The organism is Limnohabitans sp. Hippo4 (assembly GCF_003063605.1).
Classification (GTDB): Bacteria; Pseudomonadota; Gammaproteobacteria; order Burkholderiales; family Burkholderiaceae_C; genus Limnohabitans_A.
In genome coordinates this window covers 111,352-126,005 of record NZ_NESE01000005.1, presented here as the reverse complement: position 1 = coordinate 126,005, position 14,654 = coordinate 111,352, and the positions used below count along the sequence as shown (strand labels likewise).

Annotated in this window: 13 protein-coding genes and 1 other RNA gene; 9 read left to right on the top strand and 5 right to left on the bottom strand. The window is 55.1% G+C overall.

Going from position 1 to position 14,654, the window contains the following annotated elements; all coding sequences use genetic code 11:
* The first annotated feature begins 15 nt into the window (after positions 1 to 15).
* Positions 16 to 654 carry a hypothetical protein gene (locus tag B9Z46_RS12930; RefSeq protein WP_108257056.1) on the top strand — a complete coding sequence of 213 codons (639 nt, stop codon included), beginning with the start codon at positions 16 to 18 and terminating at the stop codon, positions 652 to 654.
* 39 nt (positions 655 to 693) lie between these two features.
* Here the strand turns inward: B9Z46_RS12930 and B9Z46_RS12925 are convergent, their stop codons facing one another.
* Together B9Z46_RS12925 and cysK are read right to left on the bottom strand one after the other, a co-directional pair.
* Entirely contained in the window at positions 694 to 2,511 is a 1,818-nt protein-coding gene (locus tag B9Z46_RS12925; protein WP_108257055.1) for an NAD(P)/FAD-dependent oxidoreductase, read from the bottom strand.
* A gap of 101 nt (positions 2,512 to 2,612) precedes the next feature.
* Entirely contained in the window at positions 2,613 to 3,530 is a 918-nt protein-coding gene (cysK, locus tag B9Z46_RS12920; RefSeq protein ID WP_108257054.1) for a cysteine synthase A, read from the bottom strand.
* 115 nt (positions 3,531 to 3,645) lie between these two features.
* Here cysK and rnpB point away from each other — a divergent pair.
* An RNA gene (gene rnpB, locus B9Z46_RS12915) (RNase P RNA component class A) lies at positions 3,646 to 4,017 on the top strand.
* Positions 4,018 to 4,099: 82 nt separating this feature from the next.
* Here rnpB and B9Z46_RS12910 read toward each other — a convergent pair.
* From B9Z46_RS12910 to B9Z46_RS12900, 3 genes are all read right to left on the bottom strand, one after another.
* Positions 4,100 to 4,627, bottom strand: coding sequence for an Rrf2 family transcriptional regulator (locus B9Z46_RS12910; RefSeq protein WP_108257053.1), 528 nt, complete (start codon positions 4,625 to 4,627; stop codon positions 4,100 to 4,102).
* A 142-nt stretch (positions 4,628 to 4,769) separates the two neighbouring features.
* Positions 4,770 to 5,504, bottom strand: coding sequence for an RNA pseudouridine synthase (locus tag B9Z46_RS12905; RefSeq protein ID WP_108257052.1), 735 nt, complete (start codon positions 5,502 to 5,504; stop codon positions 4,770 to 4,772).
* Positions 5,501 to 7,141 carry an MBL fold metallo-hydrolase gene (locus B9Z46_RS12900; protein ID WP_108257051.1) on the bottom strand — a complete coding sequence of 547 codons (1,641 nt, stop codon included), beginning with the start codon at positions 7,139 to 7,141 and terminating at the stop codon, positions 5,501 to 5,503. Before B9Z46_RS12900 ends, B9Z46_RS12905 begins: the two co-directional genes overlap by 4 nt.
* 88 nt (positions 7,142 to 7,229) lie before the next feature.
* Between B9Z46_RS12900 and dapF the strand changes: the two genes are divergently transcribed.
* The 7 genes from dapF (at position 7,230) to mraZ (ending at position 14,653) form a co-directional block, all read left to right on the top strand.
* Positions 7,230 to 8,120 (top strand): diaminopimelate epimerase, encoded by an 891-nt coding sequence (gene dapF, locus B9Z46_RS12895; RefSeq protein ID WP_108257120.1) that lies wholly within the window; start codon positions 7,230 to 7,232, stop codon positions 8,118 to 8,120.
* Between the two features lie 14 nt (positions 8,121 to 8,134).
* A complete protein-coding gene (locus B9Z46_RS12890) occupies positions 8,135 to 8,830 on the top strand; it encodes a DUF484 family protein (protein ID WP_055361659.1) in 696 nt (231 codons plus the stop codon).
* A gap of 10 nt (positions 8,831 to 8,840) precedes the next feature.
* Entirely contained in the window at positions 8,841 to 9,818 is a 978-nt protein-coding gene (locus B9Z46_RS12885) for a tyrosine recombinase XerC (RefSeq protein ID WP_108257050.1), read from the top strand.
* Between the two features lie 51 nt (positions 9,819 to 9,869).
* Positions 9,870 to 11,054, top strand: a complete 1,185-nt coding sequence (locus B9Z46_RS12880; RefSeq protein WP_108257049.1) for a class I SAM-dependent rRNA methyltransferase — start codon at positions 9,870 to 9,872, stop codon at positions 11,052 to 11,054.
* 198 nt (positions 11,055 to 11,252) lie between these two features.
* Entirely contained in the window at positions 11,253 to 12,347 is a 1,095-nt protein-coding gene (locus tag B9Z46_RS12875) for a GTP-binding protein (RefSeq protein ID WP_108257048.1), read from the top strand.
* Positions 12,348 to 12,541: 194 nt separating this feature from the next.
* A complete protein-coding gene (gene dksA / locus B9Z46_RS15240; RefSeq protein ID WP_369907455.1) occupies positions 12,542 to 13,882 on the top strand; it encodes an RNA polymerase-binding protein DksA in 1,341 nt (446 codons plus the stop codon).
* A gap of 342 nt (positions 13,883 to 14,224) precedes the next feature.
* Positions 14,225 to 14,653, top strand: coding sequence for a division/cell wall cluster transcriptional repressor MraZ (gene mraZ / locus B9Z46_RS12855; protein WP_108257119.1), 429 nt, complete (start codon positions 14,225 to 14,227; stop codon positions 14,651 to 14,653).
* Position 14,654 lies beyond the last annotated feature (1 nt).

Here is a 14,654-nt window from a genome sequence, read left to right as displayed (position 1 = left end):
GAAACGACTTTGTTTATGAAAAAAATCCTCAGCCTGGTGGCATTGACTTTGTTGGGTGTATCTGCACAGGCAGGCCGTCCTTTGAATGTGGACGACGCCAATGTGAACGATCAGGGCGTGGCCCACGTTGAAACATTTTGGTCCCGTGCAGCCGATGGCTCGCGCACCTTGACCATTGCGCCCACTTACTCGCCTTTGCCTGGCCTGGATTTGGTTGCACAAGATGTAAAAACTTTTTCAGGCGGTCCTCGCAGTCAAACTTTTCTAGCCAAGATGCAAGTGACGGCACCCAAAGAAAAATCTTGCCACTATGCGTGGGTGTTGGGCGTGACGCAATGGCAAAAAGGTGAAGGTCAAAAATCTTTTGTGGCGGGCAATACAAGCTGCGACATGGGCGCAGGTACCCTTCATTCAAGTTTGGTCAGCGCCAGAGATGCTGAAGGAAAAGATGTGCCGTCTTGGGGTGTGGCCTGGGAACAAACCATGGGTGATTGGACCGCTCACATTGAGTCAGTGGCGCAGCGTGCGTCCAAGCCTTTGGTGGGTGTTGGTTTGCGCAGAGATGTGTTGCCAGGTTTGCAGCTGGATGGCACATGGGGCAAACAAGGCGGCAAAGCTGTGTTCAGCTTGGGCACCAAGTACACATTCCAGTAATTCGAGGCAGCCCTCGCATCTTAGTGATGCTGCCTTGCTTCAGGTCTTTGCAGTTATGGCTTGGGCCAAAGCCTCGGCCACTTTGATGCCATCCACACCTGCCGACAAAATACCCCCAGCATAACTGGCGCCCTCACCAGCCGGATACAGGCCCAGGGTGTTCAAACTTTGAAAGTTCTCACCCCGTGTCATTTTGAGGGGCGATGACGTGCGTGTTTCCACGCCAGTTAACACGGCATCTTGCATGTCGTAGCCTTTGATCTTGCGACCAAACACCGGTAGCGCTTCACGTATGGCTTGCACCGCAAATGCGGGCAGCACTTGTGACAAATCGCCCAAGCTCACACCTGGTTTGTAGGACGGCTGCACCGCACCAAAATCTTTGGATGCCCGCGCATGCAAAAAGTCGCCCACCAGTTGACCGGGTGCGGTGTAGTTTTCGCCGCCTGCCACAAAGGCTTTAGATTCCAACAGACGTTGAAACACAATGCCCGACAGCGGGTGATAAGCCTTGGGCGTTTGCTGGGCCATCGCTTGCGCTTGCAGGGCCCATTTCAAACCATCGGCTTCACCAAAGGCGGCTTGCCATGCAGCGACATCCAGTGGGTAATCTTCAGGATCGATGGCCACCACCATGCCGGCGTTGGCGTTGCGTTCGTTGCGTGAGTATTGGCTCATGCCGTTGGTGACGACACGGCCAGGTTCGCTGGTGGCGGCCACCACCGTGCCGCCGGGGCACATGCAAAAGCTGTAAACCGCACGACCGTTTTGCGCATGGTGCACCAGCTTGTAATCGGCCGCACCCAGCAAAGGATGGCCGGCATGACGGCCCCATCGGGCTGCATCAATCACACTTTGTGGATGTTCAATGCGAACGCCTATCGAGAAGGCCTTGGCCTCCATGTAAACGCCGCGCTCGTACAACAAAGTGAATGTGTCGCGCGAGCTGTGGCCCAAAGCCAGCACCACATGCTGGGTGGCCAAGTGCGAACGCTTACCCGTGTTGCGGTCTTCCATGTGCAAGCCGGTGACTTGTCGGCCCTGCGCGGTGGTTTCAATGTCGATGTCGACCACGCGTTGTTCGAAACGCACTTCGCCGCCCATGGCAATGATTTGCTCGCGCAAGTTTTCCACCACCTTGACCAACTTGAACGTGCCGATGTGGGGATGCGCCGCAAACAAAATGTCGCTAGGCGCACCCGCTTGCACAAACTCGTTCATCACCTTGCGACCCAAATGACGCGGGTCTTTGATTTGGCTGTAGAGCTTGCCGTCAGAAAAAGTGCCAGCGCCGCCTTCACCAAACTGCACATTGCTTTCAGGATTGAGTGTTTGTTTGCGCCACAAGCCCCAGGTGTCTTTGGTGCGTTGACGCACGGGACTGCCACGTTCAATGACGATGGGCTTGAAACCCATTTGCGCCAAGCTCAAGGCTGCAAAAATACCGCATGGGCCAAAGCCCACCACCACGGGGCGTTCACCTTCTTCCAAGCCAAAGTTGGCGGGCGCATGACAAGGCGCCTGCCAAGTCATGTTGGGCGTGGCTTGAATGTGAGGGTTGCCAGAAAACTGCTTGAGCAGCGAGTCCTCAGCTGCGGGGTCTTTCAAGGTGATGTCGACAATGAACACCGCCAACAAATCGGCTTTGCGTGCATCAAAACTGCGTTTGAAAACATGCAATTGGTCAATCGCGACCGCATCAATGGCCAGCGCTTTTGCAGCCAGTTGGCGCAAAGCCTCTTCGGGATGGGGGGGCGGAATTCGATCTTCGTCAGTTTCTGACGGGGCATCCGCTGCGCGACGCACTTCGACTGGCAATGCAGTCAAAGGCAGTTTGAGTTCTGAGATTCGAATCATGGCAGTCGATCAATGGGCTTGTGGTTATCAAGCAGACTCGCCAATTATCGCGCGAGATGCCAAGCAAGGAAACCCTGCTTGGCATCCGCAGGCGTTGATATTCAGTTTGGCAAGAAACCTTCAATCGACAAGTAACGCTCGCCAGTGTCGTAATTGAAGCCCAGCACGGTGGCGCCGGCGGGCAGCTCTTTCAATTTTTGGGCAATGGCGGCCAAGGTGGCGCCTGAAGAAATGCCAACCAACAAACCTTCTTCGCGTGCGGAGCGGCGTGCGAATTCGCGTGCGTCTTCGGCCTCCACTTGAATCACACCGTCTAGCAAGCTGGTGTCCAGGTTTTTTGGAATGAAGCCAGCGCCAATGCCTTGAATGGGGTGGGGTGCAGGCGCACCGCCAGAGATCACAGGCGATGCGGTGGGTTCGACGGCAAACACTTTGAGATTGGGGAATTTGGCCTTCAAGACTTTGGCAGTGCCCGTCAAGTGGCCACCGGTGCCCACACCTGTGATGATGGCGTCGATGCCTTCGGGAAAGTCCGCCAAGATTTCTTGCGCCGTGGTGCGCACGTGGACATCGATGTTGGCGGGATTGTTGAATTGTTGCGGCATCCAAGCGCCGGGGGTGCTGGCCACCAATTCTTCGGCGCGGGCAATGGCGCCTTTCATGCCTTTTTCGCGGGGTGTCAGATCAAAGGTGGCGCCATAGGCCAACATCAAACGGCGGCGCTCAATGGACATGCTGTCTGGCATCACCAAGATCAATTTGTAGCCCTTGACGGCCGCTACCATGGCCAAGCCAATGCCGGTGTTGCCCGAGGTGGGTTCAATGATGGTGCCGCCTGCTTTGAGGGCGCCCGTTTTCTCGGCATCTTCCACCATGGCCAAGGCAATGCGATCTTTCACGGAACCACCGGGGTTGCTGCGCTCGGATTTGATCCACACATTGGCATTGGCGCCAAACAGTTTGTTGATGCGAATGTGGGGCGTGTTGCCAATGGTCTGTAAGATGTTGTGAGCTTTCATGATCGCGGTCCTTTGGGTGTAAAGGGGAATGATTCGAATGACTGAGACGGATTTTGACCTACTTGTTCTGCCAATTCCTGCATATGGTTATGCCGCGAGGCGATAATGGGGTCGTGAAGCCTGCCAGACCGTCGCTGGTGCAAGCTGCAAAGCCATGGCGAAAGATTTTCTTTGGCCATGGGCCGAAAGGCCGCACTGGAGGAACGTCCGGACTGCACAGGACAGCGTAGGAGGTAACACCTCTCCACCGAAAGGCCGCAAGGCACCAAGGTGAGGATTAGAGCAACAGAGACGAGCCGATTCAGTTCGGGTGAAACGGGCAATCTCTACGCGCAGCAATACCAAATAGGCACACGTTGATCTGGTTCCGGAGAGTGTGCGGGTAGGTAGCACCGAGCCGAGTGGGCAACCCTCGGCCCAGAGTAATGGCGGTCACATTGAGGGCAACTTCAATGCACAGAATCCGGCTTATCGGTAGGCTTCACACTTTATTCAAGGCTGTTTCAAAGCCAAAAAAAAACGCGCCCCTGGTCACCCAGGGCGCGTTTTTTGCATCGAATTTGATTCGATTAGCGTGTCGGCACCAAGCTAGCCGCCAATGCAAACACCGAGTTCGGCACGTTCATCTTGACGGGCTGGCTCTTGGGCTTGGCAAACACGCCACGCTTGACCACGGAGGGTGCTGGCTCAACCGTCACGCCTTTGGCGCGCTGCTCAGAGACCAGTTGGCGCAAGCTGATGGACTGCAAGTGCGCCAACATTTTCTCGTTCAGGCTAGCCCACAATTCGCTGCTCATCCATGTGCTGCCTTCAGAGTTGCTGGCATCTTCAGCTTCAACAGAAAAGTCGACAGCGCTCACGATGTCGGCCATGGTGATTTTCTCGGCGCTGCGGGCCAATGAATAACCACCGCCAGGACCGCGCGTGCTTTCAACCAATTGGTGCTGACGCAGTTTGCTGAACAGCTGCTCCAAATAGGAGAGTGAAATTTGGTGACGCTCGCTAATGGCCGAGAGCGAGACGGGACCGCGATCTTCGCGCAAAGCGACATCGATCATGGCCGTGACGGCAAAACGACTTTTGGTGCTCAAACGCATATAGTTTTTCCTTTCAGCTCAAGCTACGAACATTCGTGTGAATATTCTCTCAAACTTACAAGTTAAATGAGGATGCCCTGATGAATTTCAAGGGTTTGCAAGGCCCGGATGTGGCAAATATGCGCAAAAACAGGGTTTTTTCTCAAAATCTTTCGTAGGGCATCAAGGCTCGCCACTCACCGGGGGCAAGGGGGGCCATCAAAACACGGCCCATTCGAACGCGTTTGAGACCTGTCAGCCGCAACCCTGTATTTTCAATGACGCCTGCAGCATACCCCGGTTGGTACCCTTTGAAAGCCATGCGCAAACCCGTTTTTTGGGGGGTGGCACTGCTGATGCTGGTTTTGAGCCCTGTGGGGCACATGTCGTGCAACTGATCAGGGCTCACGGGCCCTTGCACTTCGGCCAGCATTTCATGTTCTAAAGGCGTGCGTTCATCCAGTAATTTGCGCAACATGGCAGGGTCTTCGGTGAGCACAACCAAGCCCGTGGCAGCATCTTCTAAAGCGGCCGCACATTGCAATGATTTTTGCAATCGCGGTGTCAGGGTGATGCCAGAGCGATCTTGGTGAGAACGTGTTTCGGGTGTGAGGGATTTCCAGATGTTGTTGTGACTTTGCGACAAGCAACTTTGCCCTGGGGTTTTGTGCAAGATGACTGTGAGCAAGGGCACTTTGCCGCGTTGCGCAGTGCTGTGAATGTCGATTTGCTCGTCTTTGACGCGGTGCGCGGGTTCGTCCACCACCAAGTTGTTGACCTTGACCCAGCCACCCACAATCACTTGTTCCGCTTCTGCGCGCGAGCATTTCAAAATATCGGCCACACGTTTGGACAGGCGAATGCCTTCGGTGCTAGCAGTTGCGTGAGGGTCTGTCATGGATTGCCTGGTGGCATGGACTGAATGCGGTCCACATGCGCTTGCAAAGATCGTGCAGCCACGGGCCACAGACGTTCATGGACGTCGTCGTAAGCGTGTGCCACCCAGTCTTCAAGTGTGCCATGTGGCAAGGCGCGCATGGCGGCGATCACTTTGGCTTCGCGCTTTAAACGATGTGCTTTGAGTTGGGCGATGGCTTGTTCCGCAAAGCCCAGCACATAGCCGTGTGCTGGCAAGATGAATTCGAGTTGATGGGTGCGGCATTCGGCGGCCAACAAATCAAGCGAATCGAGGTAATCGGTCATGCCGCCATCGGGCGGATTGACCACCGTGGTGCTGCCATTGAGCACGTGATCGCCAGAAAACAAGAGGCCATCTTCGAGCAAGGCCAAACAAAGGTGGTTGGCCGCATGGCCGGGGGTGTGCAGCACCTTGAGGCTGTGCTCGCCCACTTTCAAAATTTCACCGTGGGCCAATGAACGATCGGGCGTGAATTGGCTTTGTGCGTTGGCCGTGCTGGCAGAAGGCAAGCCCAGCACAGGTGGCAAGCCATGCGAGGCCCCTTGGCAAAGCGCCTGCAGAGGCTTGGCGCCGGGTGAGTGATCGGGGTGTGAATGCGTGCACACAATCATGCGAATTTGGCCGCTGGTGGCACGCCAAATTTTGTCCAAGTGATCGGGGTCGGCTGGGCCTGGATCGATCACGATGTAGCCGCTGTGGGGATCGCCCACCCAATAGGTGTTGGTGCCGGGGCCTGTCATCACGCCGGGGTTGGGCGCAGTCAGGCGTTGCACATTTTTGAGCAAAGCCACGGGGTGATCGGACTGCCAATCGAGGTGGTGCACGATTTGGCCATCGGGGCTGGTGAGGGCCAATTCGCCATAGGGCGATTCGTGTTCCATGTAGCGCTCTTCTTTGCCTGCCAACCAGCCTGCGCGCGGGCAGCTGGTCCACAAGGGTTCGTCATTGACGGCGCAGGCGTCCAACACGGCTTGCACATTGGCAAAGGGCGTGAGGCGCTGCAAAGTGCGAATGGTGGGGAAGATGATGAAAAAGTCGCCAGCTTCGTGGCGTTTGAGGGCGTCAGAGGGCCTCACCCACACAGGCTCAAATTGTTCCGATTCGTCGGCCACGGGCGTTTGATCTTCTGGCATGCGTGCCACCAAAAAGGGCACATCAAAGCGTTTGGGCAAATCGCGGTCGGTGATCCAATGGGCCAACACATAGACCTGATCGGCGGCCAATTGCAAGCCCAGCGCGGTGCATTGGGCGGCAAAGGGCTGGCTGCGATCGAGCAAGGCAATGTCTTGCGCGGTGGCCATGCTGTGGTCGGCGCGGTAAGCCAGCAAAATGCCCAGTTCCTCAAAGCTTTCCCGAATGGCGGCAATCGCTTGGGTGAGGTGCAGGTCACTTTGGGTGGGTCGTCGCAGGGCCTGCGCATGAGAAGCTGCGTCCAGTGCGTCAATGCCGCCACCTGGAAAGACATAAGCGCCAGGTGCAAAGCTGGCTGTCAACGAGCGCCGTGTCATGAGCACTTCGATGCCTTGCGCACTGTCGCGCAGCAACAGCACCGTGGCAGCCGGCCTTGTGGCGGCAGGTTCTCGCTGGGGATGCAATAGTTGTTGAGGTCTCACCATGGATGGATTATCGGTCCTAGTGCGAGGCTTGTCGCATTGGCGTGCTGGCATTGTTCAAACAATGCGCCGAACAGACGATAATTCGGCCATGCGAATTCGCTTTACCAAAATGCAGGGTGCGGGCAACGATTTTGTGGTGCTCGATGAAACCCGTGCGCGTTTCAACCTCAGCACGGCTCAATACCGTTTCTTGGCCGACCGTCATTTTGGGGTGGGCGCCGATCAAATTCTGACGGTGCGCCCCGCGCCCAACGACACGCTGGATTTTGAATATGTGATTCACAACGCCGATGGTGGCGAGGTGGAGCACTGCGGCAATGGCGCGCGTTGTTTCGTGCGTTATGTGCGCGACAAAGGCCTCACCACCAAAGACCGCGTTCGTGTGAAAGTTCAGCAAGGCGAAATTGAATTGCAAATGAACGCCGATGGCCGCGTCACCGTCAACATGGGTGCGCCCATACTGGATTTGCTCAAAGTGCCGTTCAAAGCAGATGGTTTGAAGCACGCGCTGGTCAATGGCTGCGAAGTTTGGCAATTGCCGTTGAAAGCTGCGAAGACAGACGCTGAAGCGCATGTGGCCGTGGTCTCGATGGGCAATCCTCATGCCGTTCAGGTGGTCGACAACGTGGACACAGCGTCCGTTCTCACCCATGGCCCCTTGATTGAACACCACCCTTCCTTTCCCAATCGCGTCAATGCAGGCTTCATGCAAATTGTGAGCCGCGATGTCGTGCGCTTGCGCGTTTACGAACGTGGCGCCGGCGAAACTTTGGCCTGCGGCACAGGCGCTTGCGCCGCCGTGGTGGCCGGTATTCGCATGGGCCTGCTCAACCCCAAAGTGGACGTGCAAACCCATGGCGGCACCCTCACCATTGAATGGCAAGGCCTTGCCAAAAACGATCTGTCGCAAGCCGTCTTCATGACAGGCCCTGCCACATCGGTGTTTGAAGGCGAGATTGACGTTCCCAACTTACCTTGATTTGAAAGACCGGCATGACCCCCACCTCTATCAATCCGATGAACCCCATCACCGAAGATGACATCGCTGATTTTTTGGCCAACACGCCTGATTTTTTTGAGCGTCATGCGCAGTTGCTCGCCTCCGTGCAATTGCTCAGCCCCGACAACCACCGTTCGGTGAGCTTGCAAGAGCGCCAAGCGCAAATGCTGCGCGACAAAATTCGTGCACTGGAAATGCGCATCATGGAAATGATTCGCCATGGCAACGAAAACATGATCATCACCGAGAAGCTGCAAAAGTGGGCTTGTGAGTTGTTGCAGACGCCTGCGGCTGAGCGTGTGCCGTCTGCTTTGAAAAACATTGAAGCACGATTTCAAGTGCCGCAAGTCGGCGTGCGTTTGTGGGGGGTGTCAGAAGCCTTTGCGAATGCAGCGTACAGCCAAAGTGTGAGCGATGAAGTCAAGCAAGCTGCCGCCAGTTTTACAGCGCCATTTGTCGGTGCAAGTTCAGGTGTGGAAGCTGTGCAGTGGTTACAAGAGCCCGCACAAGCGGCATCGGTGGCTTTGTTGCCCTTGCGTTTGAGCAAAGACCAAGCGCCGTTTGGTTTGTTGGTGTTGGCTTCGCCCGATGCACAACGCTTTCACAGTGGCATGGGCACAGACTTCCTGGAGCACTTGGGTGAGTTGTGCAGTGCGGCACTGTCGGCTTTGTTGCCCACGAAAGACTGAGGTTTAAAGCATGGACGAGCGCGTTGCTCGTTACCTCGACCATGTGCGTTTTGAAAAACGCCTGGCCGAGCGAACCACGACGCTGTATGCCTTAGACCTGCAAAAACTGACTGATTTGGCGCAGGCCGCCAACGTCGATTTGGCACAAGTTCAAACCCTGCATGTGCGCCGGTGGGTGGCGCAAATGCACAGCGGCGGCCGCACGGGCCGCGGCATTGCCCTCATCTTGTCGGGCTGGCGTGGCTTCTACCATTGGCTGGCGCGCGAAAGTCTTATTTCGCACAATCCCGTTGAAGGCGTGCGCGCGCCCAAAGTGGCCAAGCCCTTGCCCAAAGCCTTGGGGGTGGACGAAGCCGTGCAGTTGGCCGAGCACACCGAAGAAGCAGACGATCCTTGGTTAGAAGCGCGGGATGCCGCCATGGTGGAACTGTTGTACGGCTGTGGCTTGCGTGTGGCCGAGCTCACGGGTTTGGATGTGGTGGCTAGTACGGAAGCTTCCAACAAGGGCCGCGGCTGGATTGACTTGCAAGGTGCCGAAGTGATGGTGCAGGGCAAGGGCGGCAAGCGCAGAACGGTGCCTTTGGGGCAAGCGGCCATCAAGGCGTTAGAAAACTGGTTGCCCTTGCGCAGCCAAGCCATGGGCATGATGACGCAATCGGTGCCCGGTTTGTCGGACGCAGCGCTGGCGCTGTTTCCGGGCAAGCATGGCACGCGCCTAACAGCGCAGTCGGTTTGGCAGCGCCTCAAGCGCCGCAGTTTGTTGGCGGGCTTGGCCACCCCTGTGCACCCCCACATGTTGCGTCATTCGTTTGCCAGCCATGTGCTGCAGTCGAGCAGCGATTTGCGCGCGGTGCAAGAACTTCTGGGCCATGCCAACATCAGCACCACGCAGGTCTACACACGTTTGGACTTTCAGCATTTGGCCAAGGCTTATGACGCGGCGCACCCACGCGCCAAGCGCGGTACTGGCAAAGCAGAGAAAAAATAATCGGCGGCACCGGCATCTGTTTTGAACCACCGAGAGTGGGACAATGGCAGTATGAAAACGATTCGACTCAAAGCTGGCAAAGAGCGCTCTTTGCAACGCCAACACCCCTGGATTTTTGAATCGGCCATTGCCAAGGGCAGTGCCGATGCCGGTGAAACCGTGCGCGTGGAGTCACATGAAGGTGAGTTTTTGGCGTGGGCGGCTTTCAGCCCCACCTCGCGAATTCGCGCAAGGGTTTGGAGTTTTGATGAAGCGCAGCGCATTAATGCAGCCTTCATCGAAGGGCTGATTCACAAATCGGTGCAAGCGCGCAGTTTGTTTGACATTCAAAGCAATGGGATGCGATTGGTGCATGGTGAGTCTGATGGACTGCCTGGTTTGGTGGTTGACCGCTATGACGACACTTTGGTGGCGCAATTTACCTCTTGCGGCACGGAGCGTTTCAAGGATGTGATGGCCGATGCGCTGCTCAAAGCCACAGGCTTGACCAAGCTTTACGAACGCTCAGACGCCAATGTGCGTTCACTCGAAGGTTTGCCTGAGGTGACGGGTTGGCTGCGCGGGGAGGGGCCCACAGAGATCACGCTGCAAGAGCATCAGTGGCAGCTGTTGCTGAACATTGCCGAAGGCCACAAGACTGGTTTTTATTTGGACCAACGCGACAGTCGTTACCGCTTTTATCAACACACGCTGTTTCGCAAGTTTCAAAGTGTGCTCAACTGCTATTGCTACACGGGTGGGTTCAGTGTGGCGGCTTTGGCGGGTGGCGCAGTCCATGTAACGTCGATTGATTCGTCGGGGCCTGCTTTGGAAAAGGCCAAGGCAAATGTGTTGCTGAATGGTTTTGAGTTGTCGCGCACCACGTTCATGGATGCGGATGTCAATGCGTCGCTGCGGTCTTTCATTGAACAAGGTGTGCAGTTTGATGCCATCGTGCTGGATCCGCCTAAGTTTGCGCCGACTGCAGCGCATGCCGATCGGGCTGCGCGGGCGTACAAAGACATCAATCGCTTGGCGTTTAAGTTGTTGGCACCGGGGGGTGAGTTGTTCACTTACTCTTGCTCGGGTGGGATCAGCGCCGATTTGTTTCACAAGATTGTGGCGTCTGCGGGGACGGATGCAGGGGTGGATGGGTACATCAGTGAGCGGCTGCAAGGGGCGCCGGACCATCCTATGACTGTTTATTTTCCTGAGGGGGAGTACCTTAAGGGCTTAGTGGTGGTTAAGAAGATTTGAACTTCACTTCACACGCTTCCTGGACAATGACGCCTTGTGCGGGTGCCTCATACTGGGGTACCAGAAATCGTTACCCGCACAAGTCATCCTTGCCCAGGAATGACCATTGGTAGCCGATTCCAACCTCTTTCTGCTGAGTTTTTTCTGGGGTGGGTACACTTCAGTCCTCTTTTGTTTTCTGTCTCTCGGAGTATTTCCATGGCTTTGATTCCTGCAACCATCCTGACGGGCTTTTTGGGTTCGGGTAAGACGACGCTGCTCAAGCGGGTGTTGACGGAGGCGCATGGCCAGAAGATTGCCATCATTGAGAATGAGTTTGGTGAAGAGAACATTGACAACGACATTCTGGTGTCGGACACGAATGAGCAAATCATTCAAATGAGCAATGGGTGCATTTGCTGCACGATTCGGGAAGATTTGCGGACGACCTTGCAGACGCTGGCGGCTCAGAAGCGCAAGGGTGAGCTCGACTTTGAGCGCGTGGTCATTGAGACCACGGGGCTGGCTGATCCTGGGCCTGTGGCGCAAACGTTTTTCATGGACGATGAGATTGCGGAAAGCTTTTTGTTGGACTCGATCCTGACCTTGGTGGATGCCAAGCATGCGGCGCAGCAATTGAACGATCGCCAGGAAGCGCGTCGACAAGTGGGTTTTGCCGATCAGATCTTCATCAGCAAAGCGGATTTGGTTTCCAAGCCTGAACTTGAGGCTTTGCAGCACCGTTTGGCACACATGAACCCCCGTGCGCCTCAGAAGGTGGTGCATTTTGGTGAGGTGTCATTGGCAGAAGTGTTTGATTTGCGTGGTTTCAACTTGAATGCCAAATTGGACATTGATCCTGACTTTTTGAAAGAAGAAGCGCCGCATGTGCACGATGAGCACTGCGGGCACGATCATGGCCATGAGCACCATGAACACCATGACCACGAACATGGCGAGCACTGCAATCACCCCTCGCATCAAGGGGAGGGGCATGGCCACCACCATCACTTTGACGATGATGTGAAGAGCTTTGTCTTCAAATCAGACAAAGCTTTTGAGCCAGCCAAGTTGGAAGACTTTTTGGGCGCCATCGTGAATGTTTACGGTCCCCGCATGCTGCGTTACAAGGGTGTTTTGAACATGAAGGGCACCGAGCGGAAAGTTATTTTCCAAGGCGTTCACCAGCTGATGGGCAGCGATTTGGGGCCACTTTGGGCTGAAAACGAGGCCAAAGTCAGCAAAATGGTGTTCATCGGCATTGACCTGCCCAAAGACATTTTGTTGCAAGGTTTGGAGCAATGCTTGGTTTAGTTTTCCAGAAAGCGTTTTGAGGGCTTTCAGTCGCTACAATCTGCGCCCTGACGGGGTCCCTTAATTGGGGTTCCGATGCGCCCAGAAGGTCGAAAAATATGGGTTTTGACGCAAATGAGCCGATGACCACAATTCATTTGCAAATGGCTGGTGCCTTGAGGGGCACGTAAGCCGCCACGGCTAGGAGACAGGACGTGAAAAAGCCCCTTAAAACGAGCTCAAAAACCGCAGTGAAAAAAACCAGCACAGCAGCGAGTGCCAAAGCCAAATCGGCTGCACCGGCCAAAAAACTGAGCAAACCCGCACCTGCGAAAGCAGTCAAAACTGCTGTCACCAAAGTCGTGTCCAAGGGCAAACCTGTTGTGAAGAAGGCTGCGCCTAAAGCGTCGGCCAAGCCTGCAGCCAAACCCGTGACCAAAACCAACAAAGCGTCTGCCAAGCCTGTGGTTCAAACCAAGGCCAAAACAGCGTCTAAGACGCCTGTCAAAGCCCCTGCTAAAGTCAATGTCAAAGCCAGCGCTAAAGTGGTGGCCAAGCCCGCTGCCAAGCCTGTTGCAAAGGCCAAACCTGCTGCAAAACCCGTGGTGAAAAGTGCGGCCAAAACAGTTGCCAAGCCCACACCGAAAGTTGCGCCAAAAGCAGCCGCCAAAGTGGCTGCCAAGCCAACGGCCAAGCCATCTGCAGCCGCCAAAGCGCCAGTCAAAGCACCGGCCAAAGTCGCACCCAAAGGTGCAAGCAAAGCGCCTGAAAAAGCCTCAGCCAAACCGGTCGCCAAGACAGAAACCAAACCCGTCACTAAACCTGTCACGAAACCCGTCGCCAAGCCTGTCGCCCCTGCCAAAGCAGAAAAGCCGGCCAAGCCTGCAAAAGCTGAAAAAGTCGTCACTCCGCCTGCAGCACCCGTTGCTGCGCCTGTGGCCACGGGTGATGTACCCGCACGTGCGGTTCGTCCTTCAGCGCGACTTGCCCAAATTACAGTGCCATCGATGGCCCAATCGGTGGCTTCTACGGCTGCAAAAGCCAGTTATCTCCAAAACATGCCTTCACAAGTTCTCACACCTCCCCCCTTTGTTGCCGTTAAAAAAGACCCTAAGTTGGCCAATAACTGGAAAAAGAAGACGCCTGATCAACTCACCGACGCAGAAGTCATGGCCATGTCCGACAACGACTACATGAACGATGCGCAAATGGCATTTTTCCGCCTCAAATTGGTGGCTTTAAAGCAAGGCATCTTGGCCAACGCTGGCGAAACCACTGAACATTTGCGTGAAGACACTGTGGTGGTGCCCGATCCCGCAGACCGCGCCACCATTGAGGAAGAGCATGCGCTGGAGTTGCGTACGCGCGATCGTGAACGCAAGCTATTGAAGAAAATCGAGCAATCCATTCAACGCATTGATGCGGGCGATTACGGTTATTGCGATGAAACAGGCGAACCCATTGGTGTGGGCCGTTTGTTGGCGCGCCCCACAGCCAATTTGTCCCTGGAAGCTCAGCAACGCCGCGAACTCAAACAGAAAATGTTTGGTGATTGAAAAGGCATTTTCTTTTCATTTCAAAAAGGCTCCATCAGGAGCCTTTTTTCTTGAATTGAAAGAAAACAAAGTGGACAGAAAAAAAAGTGAAAAAAATGTCAATTTTTTTTGACGCATGAAAAGTCTCAGAAGTTACTTGCAGACAAACTTCTAAGTGCCTAATTTTCAACATCTTTTTCTGTTAAATTCTGATGCAAAGAGCGTTCTAAGCCCTTGATTTCATTGAAAAAAACTCGAAAACCCCCTTGCGAGGTGGTGAATTCCTGATACAGTGCAAAAAAGTGCAATTAAGTGGGAGAAATGCCCAAATTGCGTGTGTATCGATCAGGAATTGAGAATCAAGTGTTTCAAGGTGCATCTTCGTTGAGTTTGGACGCCAAAGGCCGCCTGTCGGTGCCTACGCGTCACCGCGAGGTTTTGAGCGCCACAGCGGGTGGTCAATTGACCATCACGAAACACCCTCATGGCTGTTTGATGGTCTTCCCCAGAACCGAGTGGGAGCGATTCCGTGAGCGCATTGCCCAACTGCCCATGGAAGCGCAATGGTGGAAACGTATTTTCTTGGGCAACGCCATGGATGTGGAGATGGATGGCACGGGTCGCGTGTTGATCTCCCCTGAGTTGCGAGCTGCCGCGGGCATTGCCAAAGACACCATCTTGCTGGGTATGGGCAATCACTTTGAGTTGTGGGACAAAACAGCCTACGACACCCAAGAGGCGAAAGCCATGCAGGGCGACATGCCCGATGTCTTTAAGGACTTTTCGTTCTGAG

What these genes read in the sequence shown, in the direction of transcription:
- B9Z46_RS12900 (WP_108257051.1), bottom strand. Translation starts at nt 7,141, where the DNA reads ATGGTGAGACCTCAACAACTATTGCATCCCCAGCGAGAACCTGCCGCC.
- B9Z46_RS12925 (WP_108257055.1), bottom strand. Translation starts at nt 2,511, where the DNA reads ATGATTCGAATCTCAGAACTCAAACTGCCTTTGACTGCATTGCCAGTC.
- dapF (WP_108257120.1), top strand. Translation starts at nt 7,230, where the DNA reads ATGCGAATTCGCTTTACCAAAATGCAGGGTGCGGGCAACGATTTTGTG.
- B9Z46_RS12880 (WP_108257049.1), top strand. Translation starts at nt 9,870, where the DNA reads ATGAAAACGATTCGACTCAAAGCTGGCAAAGAGCGCTCTTTGCAACGC.
- B9Z46_RS12910 (WP_108257053.1), bottom strand. Translation starts at nt 4,627, where the DNA reads ATGCGTTTGAGCACCAAAAGTCGTTTTGCCGTCACGGCCATGATCGAT.
- B9Z46_RS12890 (WP_055361659.1), top strand. Translation starts at nt 8,135, where the DNA reads ATGACCCCCACCTCTATCAATCCGATGAACCCCATCACCGAAGATGAC.
- B9Z46_RS12930 (WP_108257056.1), top strand. Translation starts at nt 16, where the DNA reads ATGAAAAAAATCCTCAGCCTGGTGGCATTGACTTTGTTGGGTGTATCT.
- cysK (WP_108257054.1), bottom strand. Translation starts at nt 3,530, where the DNA reads ATGAAAGCTCACAACATCTTACAGACCATTGGCAACACGCCCCACATT.
- B9Z46_RS12905 (WP_108257052.1), bottom strand. Translation starts at nt 5,504, where the DNA reads ATGACAGACCCTCACGCAACTGCTAGCACCGAAGGCATTCGCCTGTCC.
- B9Z46_RS12885 (WP_108257050.1), top strand. Translation starts at nt 8,841, where the DNA reads ATGGACGAGCGCGTTGCTCGTTACCTCGACCATGTGCGTTTTGAAAAA.
- B9Z46_RS12875 (WP_108257048.1), top strand. Translation starts at nt 11,253, where the DNA reads ATGGCTTTGATTCCTGCAACCATCCTGACGGGCTTTTTGGGTTCGGGT.